Below are 14,639 nucleotides of genomic sequence, written 5' to 3' on the forward strand. Positions count from 1 at the left end.
TTTGCCGGTTTTCTCCGAGCGCGCGTGTGAGAACAGTGGGCGGTTTGGGAAGTGGCGGCCGGTAGGTGAGCACCTGACTGCTTTGCGTTCGGGGGGACTTTCATGGTGGTTTCCGGTGAGCTGGGCACGGTTCCCTACACCCTGGTGGAAGGCGCGGACGGCGCAGACGAACCCGAGGAGCCGACGCAGGTCGGAGGACACCGGATCGTCGAACGGATCGGAACCGGAGGTGCCGCGGCGGTCTACGCCGCACTCGACCCCGCGGGGCGGTGGACGGCGGTCAAGGTCCTGCACCCCGCGGTCGCCGCCGACGCGGCCTGCCGGAAGCGGTTCGCCCGGGAGGTCGCCCTGCTCGGCACGGTGGCCGGCGAGTACACCGCCCCGCTGCTCGACGCCGACGTCGGTGCGGCACGGCCCTGGCTGGCCATGCACTACATCGCGGGCCCCACCGTCGGCGGCCATGTCGACGCCGAGGGGCCGCTGGCCGGGGTGGCGCTGCTGGAGTTCGCCGCCGGACTGGCCGAGGCGATCGCGGCCGTGCACCGCGGCGGCATCGTGCACCGCGACCTCAAACCCGGCAACGTGCTGCTGGCCGGGGACGGTCCCCGGATCATCGACTTCGGCATCGCCCGCAGGTGCGACGAGGACCTCGACGCCGGCTCCGGGGAGATCCTGGGGTCTCCCGGATGGATCAGCCCCGAGCAGTTCCACGACCGCGTTCCCGGCCCCGCCGCCGACGTCTTCGCCTGGGGCGGGCTGGTCGCCTACGCCGCGACCGGGCGGCGTCCCTTCGGGGCGGGCACGCTGCGGCAGACCGCGGCGCGGGTCCTCAACGGCGAGGCCGACCTGCACGGCACCCCCGGCCTCCTGCGCCCCTGGGTGGAGGCGGCACTGCACACCGACCCCGACCGCCGGCCCGCGTCGGCGGAGCTGGCCGAGGCGATCGGCGGACTCGCCGGCCCGCGGCGCCGGCCGCCTCAGGCGTCCAGCAGTTGGGCCTGGATCAGCTCCCGGTAGAGGTCGTCGCAGCGCAGCAGGTCGGCGTGGCGGCCCACCGCCCGGACCCGGCCGCCCTCGACGACCGCGATCTGGTCGGCGTCGACCACCGTCGACAGCCGGTGCGCAATGACCATGACCGTGGTGGTCCGCGCGACGTCGGCGATCACCTCGCGCAGCGCCGTCTCGTTGGCCGCGTCCAACTGCGAGGTGGCCTCGTCCAGCAGCAGCAGGCGGGGACGGCGCAGCAGGGCCCGGGCGACCGCCACCCGCTGGCGCTCGCCTCCCGACAGGGTGGTCCCGCGGTGGCCGACCTCGGTGTCCAGCCCGTCGGGCAGCCGCTCCACCAGGGCGGTCAGCCGGGTCAGCGCCACGACGCGGCGCACCTCCGCCTCGTCGGCGTCGGGAGCGGCGTAGCAGAGGTTGTCGCGCAGGGTGCCCGAGAGGATGGGGGCGTCCTGCTCCACGTAGCCGATCATGGACCGCAGGTGCGCCAGCGGCAGGTCACGCACGTCGACGCCGTCGAGCGAGACCGTGCCCTCCGCGGGGTCGTAGAACCGTTCCACCAGGGAGAACAGTGTGGTCTTGCCCGCACCGGAGGGGCCGACCAGCGCGGTCAGCCCTCCGGCGGGCACGTCCAGCGTCACGTCCCGCAGCACCGGGGGCGCGTCGTCGCGGTAGCGGAACGACACCCCGGTGAAGGACACCGACGCCGGAGCGGGAGCTTGGGCGCCGCGCCGGGGGGCCGCTCCGCGCCGCTCCACCGGCAGCCGCTCCACCTCGTCGATGCGGCGCATCGCGGCCAGCCCGCTCTGCAGTCCGCTGACGCCCTGCGCCAACTGCACGACGAAGCCGGTCAGCCGCATCAGGTAGAGCAGGAACGCGATCAGTCCGGAGACGTCGAGCGCGCCCGTGGCCACACGGGCACCGCCCACGCCCAGCACCACCAGGAACGCCGCCTGGGAGGTCACGACCCCGGCGACGTGGGTGGCCGCCGTCCACGCGGCGGCGCGCACCCCGTCGCGCCAGGCGCGCCGCACCGCGGCCCGGGCCGAGACGGTCTCGCGCTGCTCGGCCCCGCTGGCCTTGAGCGTGCGGAACGCGCCCAGGGAGCGTTCCAGGAGCGCGCCGACCTCGCCCACCGCCCGCTGGGAGCGTTCGTTGGCCCGGCGGATCGGCGGCATCAGCAGCACCGAGCCCGCGCCGATCACCGCGATCACCGCCAGGCAGACCAGCAGCAGCGGCAGGTCGATCCAGGCCATCAGCACGATCGAGCCGACCGCCACGAGCAGGGCGCTGCCGGAGTCGACCAGCGCCTGGCCGGCGGCCGACCGGATGTGGGCGGTGTCGGAGGTGACCCGGGACAGCAGGTCGCCGGGCTTGAGCCGGTCCAGTTCGGGGACGCGTAGCAGCAGGATGTGGGAGACCAGGCGGTCGCGGGCCGCGGCGACCATGCTCTCGGCGGTGCGCTGCAGCACGTAGGAGCTCAGCCCGGCGACCAGCGCCCCGCCGACCACCAGGGCGGTGAGCAGGGCCAGCAGCCCGCCCAGCGGGGAGCCGTCGGCGAGCGCGTCCACGACGGCCATGGCGGCCAGGGGCTCGGCGAGTGTGCCGACGCCGCCGAGCAGGCCCAGCAGCGCGCCGCAGCCGACGGCCCTGCGGTGCGGCCACAGGTGCGCGGCCAGCAGCCGCAGGGAACGGGGAGGGGAGGAGGACACGGCGGGGTCAGTCCACGGTGATCAGGCGGCTGAAGTAGTCGTAACCGACTCCCTCCTCGACCAGGCGGCCCTCGGCCTCCACCCAGGCGTGTCCGGCGAACGGCGGACGCCGGGGCACCCCCACGCACCAGACCGCCCAGGTGCCGCGCATCCGGCACAGCAGCGCCACGGCCAGGGAGCGCTGCAGGCATGCCCCCAGGCCGGAGCAGCGCAGGCTCACCGCGAGCACCGCGTCGCGGGCGGCCTTGGCCTCCGCGTAGGTCGCGGGGCGCGCCGAGCCCCGGATGCGCCGCAGGGTCGCGCTGATGCGCTCGGGGGACCTGCGCTCCAGCAGCCGGGCCAGTCCCACCGCGCAGCGCGCGGCCCACTTCTCCCGCACGGTGAGCCGGACGTCGCTGCGCTGCAGCACCACGTTCTCGCTCATCGCAGGACCATCCCGCTCTCCAGCAGGCCGGTGACGAGCGCGGCGACGTCGCGTTCGGCGGTGGCCTGCTCCACCTCGTACTCGCCGACCAGGAACTGGGCGACGTCGGCGGGCGCCTGCCCGTCCAGCAGCCGCTGGACGATCTGCGCCGCGGTGTCGTTGAGCTCCCAGTACTCGCCGCTGCGGCCGTCCAGCAGCACCATGCCGTAGTCGGTCTCGGCCGCCGAGACGTCCGGGCGCAGCCGGAACTCAGCTCCTGTTGTCTCCACCGTTTGCTCCCTGTAGGACTCGTTCGCGGGAACGCAGCCACAACTCGACGGTGAGGGTCAGTTCCATCCCCCAGTTCGGCCCGTGGAACGAGTACGGCCGCATGACCTGCTCCACCAGCGGCTCCGGGTCGATCAGGCCCAGTTCCGCGAGCCGGGACTCCCGCCATATCTGAACTATTCGGTCACGCTGTTCGGCGAACCCCTCCGCGGCGAGCGGAGTCCCGTCGGTCTTGGAGCGGCGGTGCAGGAACTCCTCGGGGAGGAGGTCGGACACGGCCGCCTTCATGAGGGGTTTGAACTCGAACGGGGTCGACCGCCCCTCGGGGCGCACCCGCAGGCAGGCCTCCACGACCCGGTCGTCGAGGAAGGGCGACTCCGCGCTCGGCAGGCCGTCGACGCTCATCTGGTGGATCAGCCGCAGGTCGCGGCCTGTGGAGCGGACCGTGGCCAGGTCGGCGTGGCGGCCGCGGGTGGGGGCGAGCGGCTCCAGCGTCTCGGCCGCCGCGTCGAAGCGGGCCAGGACGCGCTCCCTGGCCTCGGCGGTCAGCCAGGGGCCGCAGCTGGGCAGTGAGTCCCAGCCGAACAGGGCGTTGCGGGGCGCCTCCCCGGTGGCCACGAGGCGTCGGGTGGCGGCGAACCACGCGCGCAGGTCGCGGCGGTCGGCCAGGGAGGAGACGGTCTCCGACAGGGGCAGGCCCAGCAGCAGGCGGTGGCCGCGGACCAGCCGCAGCGCGGTGAGCGGACGGCTGCGCAGCAGGTCGTGGTAGAGGGTGGGGGTCCCGCACAGCAGCTGGTCGCCGCCCAGGCCGTCCATGTGCAGGCGGGCGCCGTGCCGGTGGGCCAGCCGCAGTCGGCCCAGCACCCGCGGGGCGCTCAGGACGGCCACCGACGGCTCGTCCAGCAGAGGCAGCTCCTCCCCGTCGAGACCGGCGTAGAAGTCGGGGAGGTCCCGGGTGGAGAACACGACGTGGTCGACCGAGGGGAAGGAGCGCAGGGCGATCCTCGCCCAGTGCAGGTCGTCGTCGGTGTCCAGGTCGCTGCTGAGGGTCAGGGCGACGACCTTCGCGGGACCGGAGGAGGCCAGCGCGCACAGCGGGGTGGAGTCGAGGCCGCCGGACAGGTCGGCGCTGACCACCTGTCCGCCGTGGGTGCGCGCGTCCACGGCGTCGGTCAGGGCCGCGCGCAGCAGCGGGGCCCCGGCCGCGATGTCCAGCTCCGGTTCGGGGGGCCGCCACCACCGGACCACCCGGTGGTCGCCGCCGTGCAGGCCGAGGTCGAGGTAGTGCCACGCGGGAACGGGGTCGACGCCGGGCCACACGGACGTCTCGGTGAGCGGGTGCGGCAGGCCGTTGAACAGCCGCAGGGCCAGGACGTCGGGGTCGGGGGAGACGCCGGACAGGCCGGCCAGGACGTCGGAGCGGTCCGCGGCGACGCGGGCCGCTCCGACCCGGGCGTGGAAGACCCGGCGCAGTCCCGAGGCACTGCCCTGCACGCGCATCCGGTCGCCCACCACCGCGACGAGGTGGAAGCTGCCCGGCAGGGCGTGCGCGACCCGGTCGAGCCCGGCCAGGCCGTCGAGCCGCTCAAGCTCGGCGCGCAGCCGCTCGGGCCCGACCGCGCAGCGTCCGATCACGGCGAGGCGCCGTTCCCCGGCTTCGACCAGCAGGAACTGGTCGTCGGGGAGGGAGCCCACGATCCAGGGGCGTCCCGAGCGGTGGGTGGCCAGGCACTGCGCTGCCGGAAGGCGGTCGGCCGCACGCCCGAGAGCGTCCTCGTCGGGGAAAACGGCGAAGTAGGGGCTGATACGACCGACCACGGACCCTCCGGAAACGATGTTGCGTGCAGACGGGCGACTAGCGGAGCCAGCGGGGGAAGATGAGGTAGATCTCGACGCCCGAATTCGCGGTGTACCAGCCGGTGGACTCCTTGAAGCCGCCGGCCTTGGCGATCTGCGGGGCGGTGTACTTCTTGCGCTGCGTCGGCTTCTTTTCCTGCATGATCTGCCTCTCCTCCTGAAAGGGGTATCTGGGTGAGCGCTCTGGGTAACTGCCGGCATGCGGCACAAAGGCTAGGGGATTCCGATGCGTATGGCAACAGGTGCGAGAAGAAAGGATTGGTAAGACGAATGGTGACATAAAAGAGGGGGTGGATTGTGGTGCGCAAGAGTGGTAAAGGGACGTGTTCTCGCTGGTGGGAACGGTGTCTTTGCGGAGGTGTCGAGAGGTCGGGAGGGGCGGTGGCGGCCTTTCGGGGGGCGGTCGGCCGCGGGAGGTCGGAGGAGTGGCCCCGTCGCCGGGCGGCCGCCTCCGGGGGGCGGGAGTGCTCCGGGAAGCGTCCCGACCGGTCCCGTTATTCGCTTCGGCGCTGCTGGGAACGGGAGTGGGCGGCTGCGGTGGAGGAAGGGGCGGCGACGGGGGGAGGGCGGAGCCGGAACGGCTGACCGAGGACGATTCGCAATACGAATAGACCACCCGGTAGGTGGGTGGGCGAAGGGTGTCGGCGGGAGTTTTCGGGAGATGCGGAGCGGGGGAAGGGGAGCGTCCCGGGAAAGTCGCGGTGAGCGGCCGCTGAATTTTGGTTCAAAATTTGATTTCTTTTCGGGGCGTCCCGCTCCCGCCGGGCCGGTGCGGCGGGGAGCCGTCCCGGCAGGGGATACCCTCTGGTGGGCACAACGACCGAGGGTGAACGGGTGGGCCGGTCATGGGGCGTAAACTCGCCGTGGGAACGGTGGTCTTCGGCGGCATCACACTGCTCGGACTGCCGCTGGGACTGCTGTGGTGGCTGATCGCCCCACGCCCCGAGGCGACCGTCACCTCCCGGGGACTCGCCTACTACCCGCTCTCCCAGACCTGGTTCGCCGTCGACGGCCACTACTCGCTCATGATGCTGGTCGCCGGGCTCGCCGTCGGCTACGTCTGCTATCTCGTCCAGCAGCGGGTATCCCACCGGCACCGCCTGGACCTGCGGCTGCCCACACTGCTGGGGGTCGCCGCCGGAACCGCGGCGGGCTCCCTCGTCGCCTGGGGCGTGGGCGTCGGACTCGACCTGCGCGCCGCGGACGACGCCCTCCTGCTGGCCGGCCCCGGCGACGTCGTCCGCACCGGGCTGGCCCTGCGGGCGCACAGCGCGCTGCTGCTGTGGCCCTTCAGCGCGGTCCTGCAGTACGGACTGTTCGAGGCGCTCACCCTGTGGCAGGCGGAGCCGGACGACGGGGCGGAGGAGTCCGCCCGGACCGGGGCGGCCGCCGGGAGCGGGGGCCGCCCCGGCCGGGACTGAACCGGGGCACGGGGCCGCGCCCGGTCACCGGGCCCCGTCCTCGTCCTCGGCGAGGATGCGGTACACGCCCCTGCGCGCCTCGGCCAGCAACCGCTTGGCCCGCTCGACCTGCTCGGCGGTGCCCACGTGGGAGACCTGGGCCGCGGCCGCCGCCAGCTGTGCGGCCAGGGAGGCGAGCTCGGCGTGCTGGGCGTGCTCCTCCTCGTACTCCCGGGCGGCGCTCTCCCAGGGCGGGGTCAGCTCCGCGGCGTGCTCGGCGACGTGGGCGTGCCCCTCCTCGGTCAGTTCGTAGGGGCGGCGGCGCCCCTCCCCGCCGGCGGCGGGGGCGACCAGGCCCTCGTCCTCCAGCTGCTGCAGCATCGGGTAGACGGAGCCGGGGCTGGGCCGCCACGCGCCGTTGCTGCGCTCCCGGCCCTCCTTGATGATCTCGTAGCCGCTCATCGGTTTCTCCGCCAGCAGCAGCAGGATTCCGGTGCGCACGTCGCCGCGCCGGGCGCGCGGACCGCGGCCGCCGCGACGGCCGCCGAAGAGGCCGAACGGGCCGTGGTGGGCGCCGAACGGCCCGGCGGGGGGCATCCCCCACGGTCCGTTCGGCGGCGGGGGCGGCACCGGGGGCCCGAACCCGCTACGGCGGTGCGGACCGCCCCCGCCCGCCCACTGCGCGAAGAGCCAGGTGCGGCGACCGACGCGGCGGGGGCCGCGCCTCCAGTCCCAGGGCATCGCTGCGGTGACCATCGTCCCTCCTTCGGAACACTTGCGACAGTATTCGAACTATCGACATGTTGACGATATATCGGATACTGGTCGATGGCAATGCCCAAGTCCGCCACCGGAGCCGCCCCGGCGGCACGGGCCCCGGATCAGGAACGGCCGTTCGCTGGCCCCCGGCGGTCCCGCCCCCCGCGCGGGGCGGACGACGGCAGCGGCAGCACCTCACCGTGCACGGTCCAGTCGCCGCGCGCCCCGTCCCAACCGAAGTCACCGCCCACCCCCCGGTCCGCCGAGCCGAACGAACGCCCGCACGCCGCGGCGAAGGCGGCCAGCCGCGCCAACCGGGGCGCACCCGTCGCCGGAACGCTCCCCGTGCGCAGCCCCCGGAACCCCGCCACCGCGGTCACCCGCAGCAGCGCCCCGCCGTCGCACCGCACCGCCACCTCCGCGCGGGCCTCGGCCAGCAGGACGTCCCCGGCCACCGTGCGCGGCCCCAGCCTGCCCCCGGTACCCCGGTAGACCGCGTACGCCGCGAACCACCCGCCGAACGGCACCACGGCGGCCAGCAGCTCTCCGGCCGACCCCCCGGCCACCGCGCTCACCGCCACCACCAGCGCCGCCGCCCCCACCGCTCCCGCGGCCCCGCCGACCGCCCGGAACCCCACGTGCAGCAGGAAGGGGTACCCCAGCAGCAGGACCAGCAGCAGCGGAACGGGGGAGCGGTCCACCGGAGCCGACGACACCGTCCACCCCACCACGAACCCCGCGGCCAGCACGCCCACGGCCCCCAGAGCCACCTGGGACAGCCACGCCGCCCGCCGGAGCGCCACCACCCCGAGCAGCCGCCCCGCCGCCAGGAACAGCCCCAGCCGGCGCAGCCGCCACAACGCCGCGGTGATCGCGTCCCCGCACGTCGCCGCCGACGCCAGCCGGTCCACGGACAACGGCCGGCCCGCCACCAGGCGCGCGGAGAGCGCCCGTACGAAAGGCGCGTCCGACAGCGGGGCGGGGGAGGCGCCGCAGCGTCCGGGGACCCCCGCGACCATGCCCGGCCCCCACGCGGTGAGCCGCCCGGTGAGGAACAGTTCGGCCACCGCGACCTCGCCCACCCGCGTCCGGCCCCCCGCGAGCAGGGCGAGCTCGTAGGGGTCCAGGTCCTCCGGTCCCACCGCGGGCCGCAGCGGACCGGCCGCACGCACCCGCGAGTAGCGCACCCGGGTCACCACATAGCAGAACGTGACGAGCAGGTAGTGCAGAGCCGTGCCCAACACGATCGCGGCGACCATCGCGGACTCCTCGCCTGTCCTGTGTCAACCGGATATTGATCACAGTAGGCCGGTTCCTCGGGCCTGGAAAGGGCGGTGACCGCTCCGTGTCCGCGGCGTGACCGGCCGCGGCCCGCCGCCCCGCCGGGCTCAGTCCCGCGCGGCGATCGACGCGGTGACGGCCCCGGTCAGCCGCACCAGGTCGGCGGGGGCCACCTCCATCTGCAGGCCCCGCCTGCCCGCGGACACGTACACCGTCTCGTGGTCCGCTGCCGAGGAGTCCACCACCGTCCGCAGCCGCCTGCGCTGGCCCAGCGGACTGATCCCGCCGCGCACGTACCCGGTGGCGCGCTCGGCCGCGGCGGGATCGGCCAACCGGGCCCGCCGCCCTCCCACCGCCGCCGCCAGCGCCTTGAGGTCCAGCCTTCCCGCCACCGGCACCACCCCCACGGTCAGCGTGCCGTCGACCTCGGCGACGAGGGTCTTGAACATCCGCTCGGGCGGCACCCCCAGCGCCCCGGCCGCCTCCTCCCCATAGGAGCCCGTCCCCGTGACCGTGTAGGTGTGCAGGGTGAACGCGATACCGCCGCGCGCGGCCGCGACCGTGGCCGGAGTACCCCTACCGCCCAACGCCGTCCGCCTTCCGTGCCGTGAACCGGTCAGTTCAGGTTGATCACCTGGTGGGGGAACCGGCCCGCGGGCAGCAGGCGGAACGCCGACAGCACCCGGTTCTCCCGCCGCAGCAGGTCGACGGCGAGCGCCAGGCGCTCGGCCGCGGAGGGGGCCTCCAGCAGCGCCTGCTTGTCGGACATGTCCAGGACCATCGCGTCGGCCACCGTGTAGGACGACTCCACCGGCTCGGCGGGCAGTTCCGCGCCGGCCGCCACGACCACCCCGATGCGGTCCAGGCGTTCCAGGTACACCGTGAAGTGCCGGGCCGTCCGCTCCCACCAGGCCCCGGCGTCCTCGCCGACCTCCTCGGCCAGCGGGGCGACCCGCGCGCGCCGGTAGGGCGTCTCCTCGTCCGGTTCCACCGGCTCCACCACCCGGAACCGCTCCACGCCCGTCACCACCAGGTCCAGACCGGAGTCGGAGCGGTGCTGCACCGTGCTGATCTCGGCGGTGCAGCCGACCTCGGCGATCTGGTGCGTCGCCCCCTCCCCGACCTCGCGGCCCAGCTTGATGCCGACCACCCCGAAGCGGCGGGGCCGGTCGGCGGGCAGGTCCAGCAGGTCGTCCACCAGTCTCAGGTAGCGGTCCTCGAACACGTGCAGGGCCATGGTCAGCCCCGGGAAGAGGACCGAGCCGAGCGGGAAGAGCGGCAGCGTGGTGGACACCGTACAAGTATGCCCGCCGGCGGCACGCCGCGCCGTCGGCGGGGCCGCGTCAGGAGGCGGCCGGTCCCGCCGTCTCCGGGGCGCCGGCCTCCACGGCCTCCGCCGGGCGCAGGTCCCGGGCCACGAAGGTCTCCACGTCGAACAGGTCGCCACTGGCCCGGTCCACGACCGCCAGCAGCGTCGACATCGTGGCGACCTCCTCCACCTGCTCCCTGAGGAACCACTGGAGGAACTGCTCGCCGGTGTAGTCGTTCTCCTCGCGCGCGGCCGCGACCAGCCGGTGGAACTGGTCGGTGACCGCGCGCTCCTGCCGCAGGGCCAGCGCCACCGGGTCGCGCGGCGTGTCGAAGTCGTTGCGGACCGCGTCGGTCCCCGGCACCGTGACCGGCACGCCGCTGTCGAGCAGGAAGCGCAGGATCATCATCGCGTGGTCGCGCTCCTCCAGCGCCTGGCGGTAGAAGAACCCGGCCAGCCGCGGCAGGTCCCGGCCGTCGAACCAGGCCGCCAGCGCCACGTACTGCTGCGAGGCGGTGAACTCGTGGCGCAGTTGGTCGACGAGGAGCTGGTGGAACTTGGAAAGACCGTGCTCGGAACCGTGGACGTCGGTAGTCATACCGTGCCGCTGACCACACCGGGACGAAGTATGCGGAAACCGGGGAGACGCGCCTGTCCACAGGCGGCGCCGCCCCGACGGCCCCGACGCGGAGCCGCCCCTACAATGAGGTCCGTGATCTCCCGAATCGATCTCCGAGGCAACCCCGCTGACCCGCGCGAGTCCCTGCCGCGCGCCGAGACCGACGTCGCGTCCGCGGTCGAGAAAGTCCGCCCCATCTGTGAAGACGTGCGCCATCGCGGGGTTGAGGCGCTGATCGAGCTGGGGGAGCGCTTCGACGGGGTGCGCCCCGCCCACCTCCGCGTCCCCGCGGACGCCCTCGACACCGCCCTGGCCGAGCTCGACCCGGCCGTGCGCGCCGCGCTGGAGGAGTCGATCCGCCGGGCCCGCCTGGTCCACCGCGACCAGCGCCGCACCGACACCACCACCCGGGTCGTCCCCGGCGGCACGGTCACCGAACGCTGGGTCCCCGTCGACCGGGTCGGGCTGTACGTGCCCGGCGGCCGCGCCGTCTACCCCTCCAGCGTCGTCATGAACGTCGTCCCCGCCCAGGAGGCCGGGGTGCCCTCCCTGGCCGTGGCCTCGCCGCCGCAGGCGGACTTCGGCGGGCTGCCGCACCCCACCATCCTGGCCGCCTGCGCCCTGCTCGGCGTCGACGAGGTCTACGCCGTGGGCGGCGCCCAGGCCGTCGCCATGTTCGCCTACGGCGCGGGCGAGTGCGCCCGCGCCGACATGGTCACCGGCCCCGGCAACATCTGGGTCGCCGCGGCCAAGCGCCTGCTCAAGGGCATCATCGGCATCGACTCCGAGGCCGGGCCCACCGAGATCGCCATCCTCGCCGACGACACCGCCGACCCCGGCTACGTCGCCGTCGACCTGATCAGCCAGGCCGAGCACGACGTCGTCGCCGCCTCGGTCCTGGTCACCCCCTCCGAGCGCCTCGCCGCCGGCGTCGAGGCCGAACTCGCCGCGAGGGTGCCCGCCACCAAGCACAGCGACCGCGTCGCCCAGGCCCTGGGCGGACCCCAGTCCGGCATCGTCCTCGTCGACGACCTCGACCACGGCCTGGACGTCGTCAACGCCTACGCCCCCGAACACCTGGAGGTCATGACCGCCGACGCCCGGTCCGTCGCCGCCCGGGTGCGCAACGCCGGAGCGATCTTCGTCGGGGACCACTCGCCGGTGTCCCTGGGCGACTACTGCGCGGGCTCCAACCACGTGCTGCCCACCGGCGGCTGCGCCTGCCACTCCTCCGGACTGAGCGTGCAGAGCTTCCTGCGCGGCATCCACGTCGTCGAGTACGACCGCGCCGCACTGGCCGAGGTCGCCCACCACGTGGTGGCCCTCGCCCAGGCCGAAGACCTTCCCGCGCACGGCGAGGCCGTCACCGCGCGCATCCCGCTGGAGGAACAGCAGACGTGAGCGACTTCGGACACACCGACTTCGGGCTGGAGGACCTGCCCCTCCGCGACGACCTGCGCGGACAGTCCCCCTACGGCGCCCCGCAGCTGACGGTGCGGGCCGTCCTCAACACCAACGAGAACCCGTACCCGCCGTCGCCCCGGCTGGCCGAGGCCATCGGCCGCGCCGCCGCGGAGGCGGCCGCCGGCCTCAACCGCTACCCCGACCGCGACGCCGTCGACCTGCGCCGGGCGCTCGCCGACCACCTCGGCCACGGCCTGGACGCCGCCAACGTCTGGGCCGCCAACGGCTCCAACGAGATCCTCCAGCAGATCCTGCAGGCGTTCGGCGGCCCCGACCGCACGGCCGTGGGCTTCGAGCCGTCCTACTCCATGCACCCGATCATCGCGCGCGGCACCGCCACCGGGTGGGTGTCGGTGCCCCGCACCGCACGCTTCGAGGTGGACGCCGCCGACGCCGTGGCCGCGGTCAAGGAGCACCAGCCCTCCGTGGTCTTCCTGACCTCGCCCAACAACCCCACCGGAACCGCGCTGCCGCTGGAGACCGTCGAGGCGGTCGCCGCGGCCGCCCCCGGCGTCGTCGTGGTCGACGAGGCCTACGCCGAGTTCCGCCGCGAGGGCACCCCCAGCGCCCTGTCGCTGCTGCCCATCCACCCCAACGTCATCGTCTCGCGCACCATGTCCAAGGCGTTCGCCCTGGCCGGGGCCCGCCTCGGCTACCTCGCCGCGCACCCGGCCGTCGTCGACGCCCTGCAACTGGTGCGGCTGCCCTACCACCTGTCGGCCGTGACGCAGGCGGTGGCCCGCACCGCCCTGGAGTACGCCGACGAACTGCTGGGCGCGGTCGAGACGCTGCGCGCCGAACGCGACGCGCTCGTCGACTGGCTGCGCGCCCACGACTTCGAGGTCGCCGACTCCGACGCCAACTTCGTGCTGTTCGGCCGTCTTCCCGACCGCTCGGAGGTGTTCCGGAAACTGCTGGAACAGGGGGTGCTCATCCGCGAGGTGGGACCACCCGAGTGGCTGCGCGTCACCGTCGGCACCCCGGAGGAGATGGCGCTCTTCCGCGACGCGCTGCTCACGGCGACCGGCCGTGCCTGACCACGGTCCTTTCCCGACACACGACCCGACACCCGGCGGTTGGCACCGCCACGACGAGGAGAACCACCCATGAGCCGCATCGGCCGCGTCGAACGCGCCACCAACGAGACCAAGGTCCTGGTCGAGATCAACCTCGACGGCACCGGCGCCGCCGACATCTCCACCGGCGTCGGCTTCTACGACCACATGCTCCACCAGATCGCCAAGCACGGACTGTTCGACCTGACCGTGCACACCGAGGGCGACCTGCACATCGACTCCCACCACACGATGGAGGACACCGCCCTCGCCCTCGGCGCCGCCTTCCGGGAGGCCCTGGGCGACAAGACCGGGATCCGCCGTTTCGCCGACGTCAAGGTCCCCCTGGACGAGGCGCTCGCCGAGGTCACCGTCGACGTCTCGGGCCGGCCCTACCTGGTGCACTCCGAGCCCGCGGGCATGGCGCCGGTGATCGGCCGCGACTACGACACCACGATGACCCGGCACATCTTCGAGTCCTTCGTCGCCCAGGCCCGCGTCGCGCTGCACGTCCACGTCCCCTACGGACGCAACGCCCACCACATCGTGGAGTGCCAGTTCAAGGCGCTGGCCCGGGCCCTGCGGTTCGCCTGCGAACGCGACCCCCGCGTCAGCGGGGTGCCCTCCACCAAGGGAGCCCTGTGAGCACCACGGTCCTGGGGGTGCTGCTGATCGGCCTCGGCGGCCTGCTGTTCGGCGGCACCCTGTCGCTGTGGAAGACCAACAAGGCCATCGCCGTGGGCCTGGCCGCCTGCGCGGTCCTGGCCCTGGCGGCCGGGGTGCTGCGCCTCGGCTACTTCTGACCGTCCCCACAGGAAGGCACGTCCACCCGTGCAGCCACACGTCGTCATCCTCGACTACGGATCGGGAAACCTGCGCTCCGCGCAGCGGGCCGTGGAACGGGTCGGCGCCCGCGTCACCGTCACCGGCGACCCGCACACCGCCCTGGAGGCCGACGGGCTCGTCGTGCCCGGCGTGGGGGCGTTCGAGACCTGCATGAGAGGGCTGCGTGCCGTCCGGGGCGACCGCGTCATCGGCAAACGCCTGGCGGGAGGCCGTCCCGTGCTGGGCATCTGCGTCGGCATGCAGGTCCTGTTCGACCGGGGGGTCGAACACGGCGTCACCACCGAGGGCTGCGGGGAGTGGCCCGGCACCGTGGACCGGCTCGACGCCCCCGTCGTCCCGCACATGGGCTGGAACACCGTCGACACGCCCGCCGGATCCGAGATGTTCGCCGGGCTCGACGAGGACACGCGCTTCTACTTCGTCCACTCCTACGGCGTGCGCGCCTGGGAGATGGAGGCGACCAGCCCACACCTGAAGCCGCCGCTGGTCACCTGGTCCACCCACGGCTCCCCGTTCGTGGCGGCCGTGGAGAACGGTCCGCTGTGGGCCACCCAGTTCCACCCGGAGAAGTCCGGTGACGCGGGGGCCCGACTGCTCGCCAACTGGATCGCGACGCTCTGAACAGGCCGTCACGCGGCCGGACA

The 14,639-nt window shown here is 73.9% G+C and carries 17 protein-coding genes; 7 read left to right on the plus strand and 10 right to left on the minus strand.

Features of this window, described 5'->3' with window-relative positions:
* Nucleotides 1–102 precede the first annotated feature (102 nt).
* Nucleotides 103–1,017 carry a serine/threonine-protein kinase gene (locus FOF52_RS02525; protein ID WP_248592219.1) on the plus strand — a complete coding sequence of 305 codons (915 nt, stop codon included), beginning with the start codon at nucleotides 103–105 and terminating at the stop codon, nucleotides 1,015–1,017.
* On the opposite strand, the gene FOF52_RS02530 is transcribed toward FOF52_RS02525, so the two are convergent.
* The 5 genes from FOF52_RS02530 to FOF52_RS02550 are packed head-to-tail and all read right to left on the minus strand — an operon-like array spanning nucleotide 978 to nucleotide 5,404.
* Nucleotides 978–2,714, minus strand: coding sequence for an ABC transporter ATP-binding protein (locus FOF52_RS02530; protein ID WP_248592220.1), 1,737 nt, complete (start codon nucleotides 2,712–2,714; stop codon nucleotides 978–980). The two genes, FOF52_RS02525 and FOF52_RS02530, sit on opposite strands and share 40 nt — an antisense overlap.
* Nucleotides 2,715–2,721: 7 nt before the next feature.
* Nucleotides 2,722–3,138 (minus strand): lasso peptide biosynthesis B2 protein, encoded by a 417-nt coding sequence (locus tag FOF52_RS02535; RefSeq protein WP_248592221.1) that lies wholly within the window; start codon nucleotides 3,136–3,138, stop codon nucleotides 2,722–2,724.
* On the minus strand, nucleotides 3,135–3,407 hold the full coding sequence (locus FOF52_RS02540; protein ID WP_248592222.1) for a lasso peptide biosynthesis PqqD family chaperone: 273 nt from the start codon (nucleotides 3,405–3,407) through the stop codon (nucleotides 3,135–3,137). The genes FOF52_RS02535 and FOF52_RS02540 overlap by 4 nt, the downstream gene beginning before the upstream one ends.
* Entirely contained in the window at nucleotides 3,388–5,223 is a 1,836-nt protein-coding gene (locus FOF52_RS02545; protein WP_248592223.1) for an asparagine synthase-related protein, read from the minus strand. The genes FOF52_RS02540 and FOF52_RS02545 overlap by 20 nt, the downstream gene beginning before the upstream one ends.
* Before the next feature lie 37 nt (nucleotides 5,224–5,260).
* Complete coding sequence (locus FOF52_RS02550) at nucleotides 5,261–5,404, minus strand: keywimysin-related RiPP (RefSeq protein WP_248592224.1); 144 nt, start codon at nucleotides 5,402–5,404, stop codon at nucleotides 5,261–5,263.
* 703 nt (nucleotides 5,405–6,107) lie between these two features.
* Between FOF52_RS02550 and FOF52_RS02555 the strand changes: the two genes are divergently transcribed.
* Nucleotides 6,108–6,683, plus strand: a complete 576-nt coding sequence (locus FOF52_RS02555; RefSeq protein WP_248592225.1) for a hypothetical protein — start codon at nucleotides 6,108–6,110, stop codon at nucleotides 6,681–6,683.
* 24 nt (nucleotides 6,684–6,707) lie between these two features.
* On the opposite strand, the gene FOF52_RS02560 is transcribed toward FOF52_RS02555, so the two are convergent.
* The 5 genes from FOF52_RS02560 to FOF52_RS02580 form a co-directional block, all read right to left on the minus strand.
* Complete coding sequence (locus tag FOF52_RS02560; protein WP_248592226.1) at nucleotides 6,708–7,418, minus strand: PadR family transcriptional regulator; 711 nt, start codon at nucleotides 7,416–7,418, stop codon at nucleotides 6,708–6,710.
* A gap of 125 nt (nucleotides 7,419–7,543) precedes the next feature.
* Nucleotides 7,544–8,680: a TIGR04222 domain-containing membrane protein gene (locus tag FOF52_RS02565; RefSeq protein WP_248592227.1), complete on the minus strand. Its 1,137-nt coding sequence runs from the start codon at nucleotides 8,678–8,680 to the stop codon at nucleotides 7,544–7,546.
* 129 nt (nucleotides 8,681–8,809) lie between these two features.
* Nucleotides 8,810–9,289 (minus strand): Cys-tRNA(Pro) deacylase, encoded by a 480-nt coding sequence (ybaK, locus tag FOF52_RS02570; RefSeq protein WP_248592228.1) that lies wholly within the window; start codon nucleotides 9,287–9,289, stop codon nucleotides 8,810–8,812.
* Nucleotides 9,290–9,318: 29 nt separating this feature from the next.
* Nucleotides 9,319–9,996, minus strand: coding sequence for an LON peptidase substrate-binding domain-containing protein (locus FOF52_RS02575; RefSeq protein WP_248592229.1), 678 nt, complete (start codon nucleotides 9,994–9,996; stop codon nucleotides 9,319–9,321).
* Between the two features lie 49 nt (nucleotides 9,997–10,045).
* Complete coding sequence (locus tag FOF52_RS02580) at nucleotides 10,046–10,609, minus strand: ferritin (protein ID WP_248592230.1); 564 nt, start codon at nucleotides 10,607–10,609, stop codon at nucleotides 10,046–10,048.
* Between the two features lie 114 nt (nucleotides 10,610–10,723).
* Between FOF52_RS02580 and hisD the strand changes: the two genes are divergently transcribed.
* The 5 genes from hisD to hisH all read left to right on the plus strand — a co-directional run bounded on the left by hisD (nucleotide 10,724) and on the right by hisH (nucleotide 14,616).
* Nucleotides 10,724–12,031, plus strand: coding sequence for a histidinol dehydrogenase (gene hisD, locus FOF52_RS02585; protein WP_248592231.1), 1,308 nt, complete (start codon nucleotides 10,724–10,726; stop codon nucleotides 12,029–12,031).
* Nucleotides 12,028–13,131: a histidinol-phosphate transaminase gene (locus FOF52_RS02590; protein WP_248592232.1), complete on the plus strand. Its 1,104-nt coding sequence runs from the start codon at nucleotides 12,028–12,030 to the stop codon at nucleotides 13,129–13,131. The genes hisD and FOF52_RS02590 overlap by 4 nt, the downstream gene beginning before the upstream one ends.
* 69 nt (nucleotides 13,132–13,200) lie before the next feature.
* Complete coding sequence (gene hisB / locus FOF52_RS02595; RefSeq protein ID WP_248592233.1) at nucleotides 13,201–13,794, plus strand: imidazoleglycerol-phosphate dehydratase HisB; 594 nt, start codon at nucleotides 13,201–13,203, stop codon at nucleotides 13,792–13,794.
* Entirely contained in the window at nucleotides 13,791–13,952 is a 162-nt protein-coding gene (locus FOF52_RS02600; RefSeq protein ID WP_248592234.1) for a hypothetical protein, read from the plus strand. The genes hisB and FOF52_RS02600 overlap by 4 nt, the downstream gene beginning before the upstream one ends.
* A gap of 28 nt (nucleotides 13,953–13,980) precedes the next feature.
* On the plus strand, nucleotides 13,981–14,616 hold the full coding sequence (gene hisH / locus FOF52_RS02605) for an imidazole glycerol phosphate synthase subunit HisH (protein WP_248592235.1): 636 nt from the start codon (nucleotides 13,981–13,983) through the stop codon (nucleotides 14,614–14,616).
* Nucleotides 14,617–14,639 lie beyond the last annotated feature (23 nt).

This window comes from Thermobifida alba (assembly GCF_023208015.1).
Classification (GTDB): Bacteria; Actinomycetota; Actinomycetes; order Streptosporangiales; family Streptosporangiaceae; genus Thermobifida; species Thermobifida alba.

Coding starts and splice junctions, on each gene's coding strand:
- FOF52_RS02560 (WP_248592226.1), bottom strand. CDS start 7,418: ATGGTCACCGCAGCGATGCCCTGGGACTGGAGGCGCGGCCCCCGCCGC.
- FOF52_RS02535 (WP_248592221.1), bottom strand. CDS start 3,138: ATGAGCGAGAACGTGGTGCTGCAGCGCAGCGACGTCCGGCTCACCGTG.
- hisB (WP_248592233.1), top strand. CDS start 13,201: ATGAGCCGCATCGGCCGCGTCGAACGCGCCACCAACGAGACCAAGGTC.
- FOF52_RS02565 (WP_248592227.1), bottom strand. CDS start 8,680: ATGGTCGCCGCGATCGTGTTGGGCACGGCTCTGCACTACCTGCTCGTC.
- FOF52_RS02550 (WP_248592224.1), bottom strand. CDS start 5,404: ATGCAGGAAAAGAAGCCGACGCAGCGCAAGAAGTACACCGCCCCGCAG.
- FOF52_RS02580 (WP_248592230.1), bottom strand. CDS start 10,609: ATGACTACCGACGTCCACGGTTCCGAGCACGGTCTTTCCAAGTTCCAC.
- FOF52_RS02525 (WP_248592219.1), top strand. CDS start 103: ATGGTGGTTTCCGGTGAGCTGGGCACGGTTCCCTACACCCTGGTGGAA.
- FOF52_RS02555 (WP_248592225.1), top strand. CDS start 6,108: ATGGGGCGTAAACTCGCCGTGGGAACGGTGGTCTTCGGCGGCATCACA.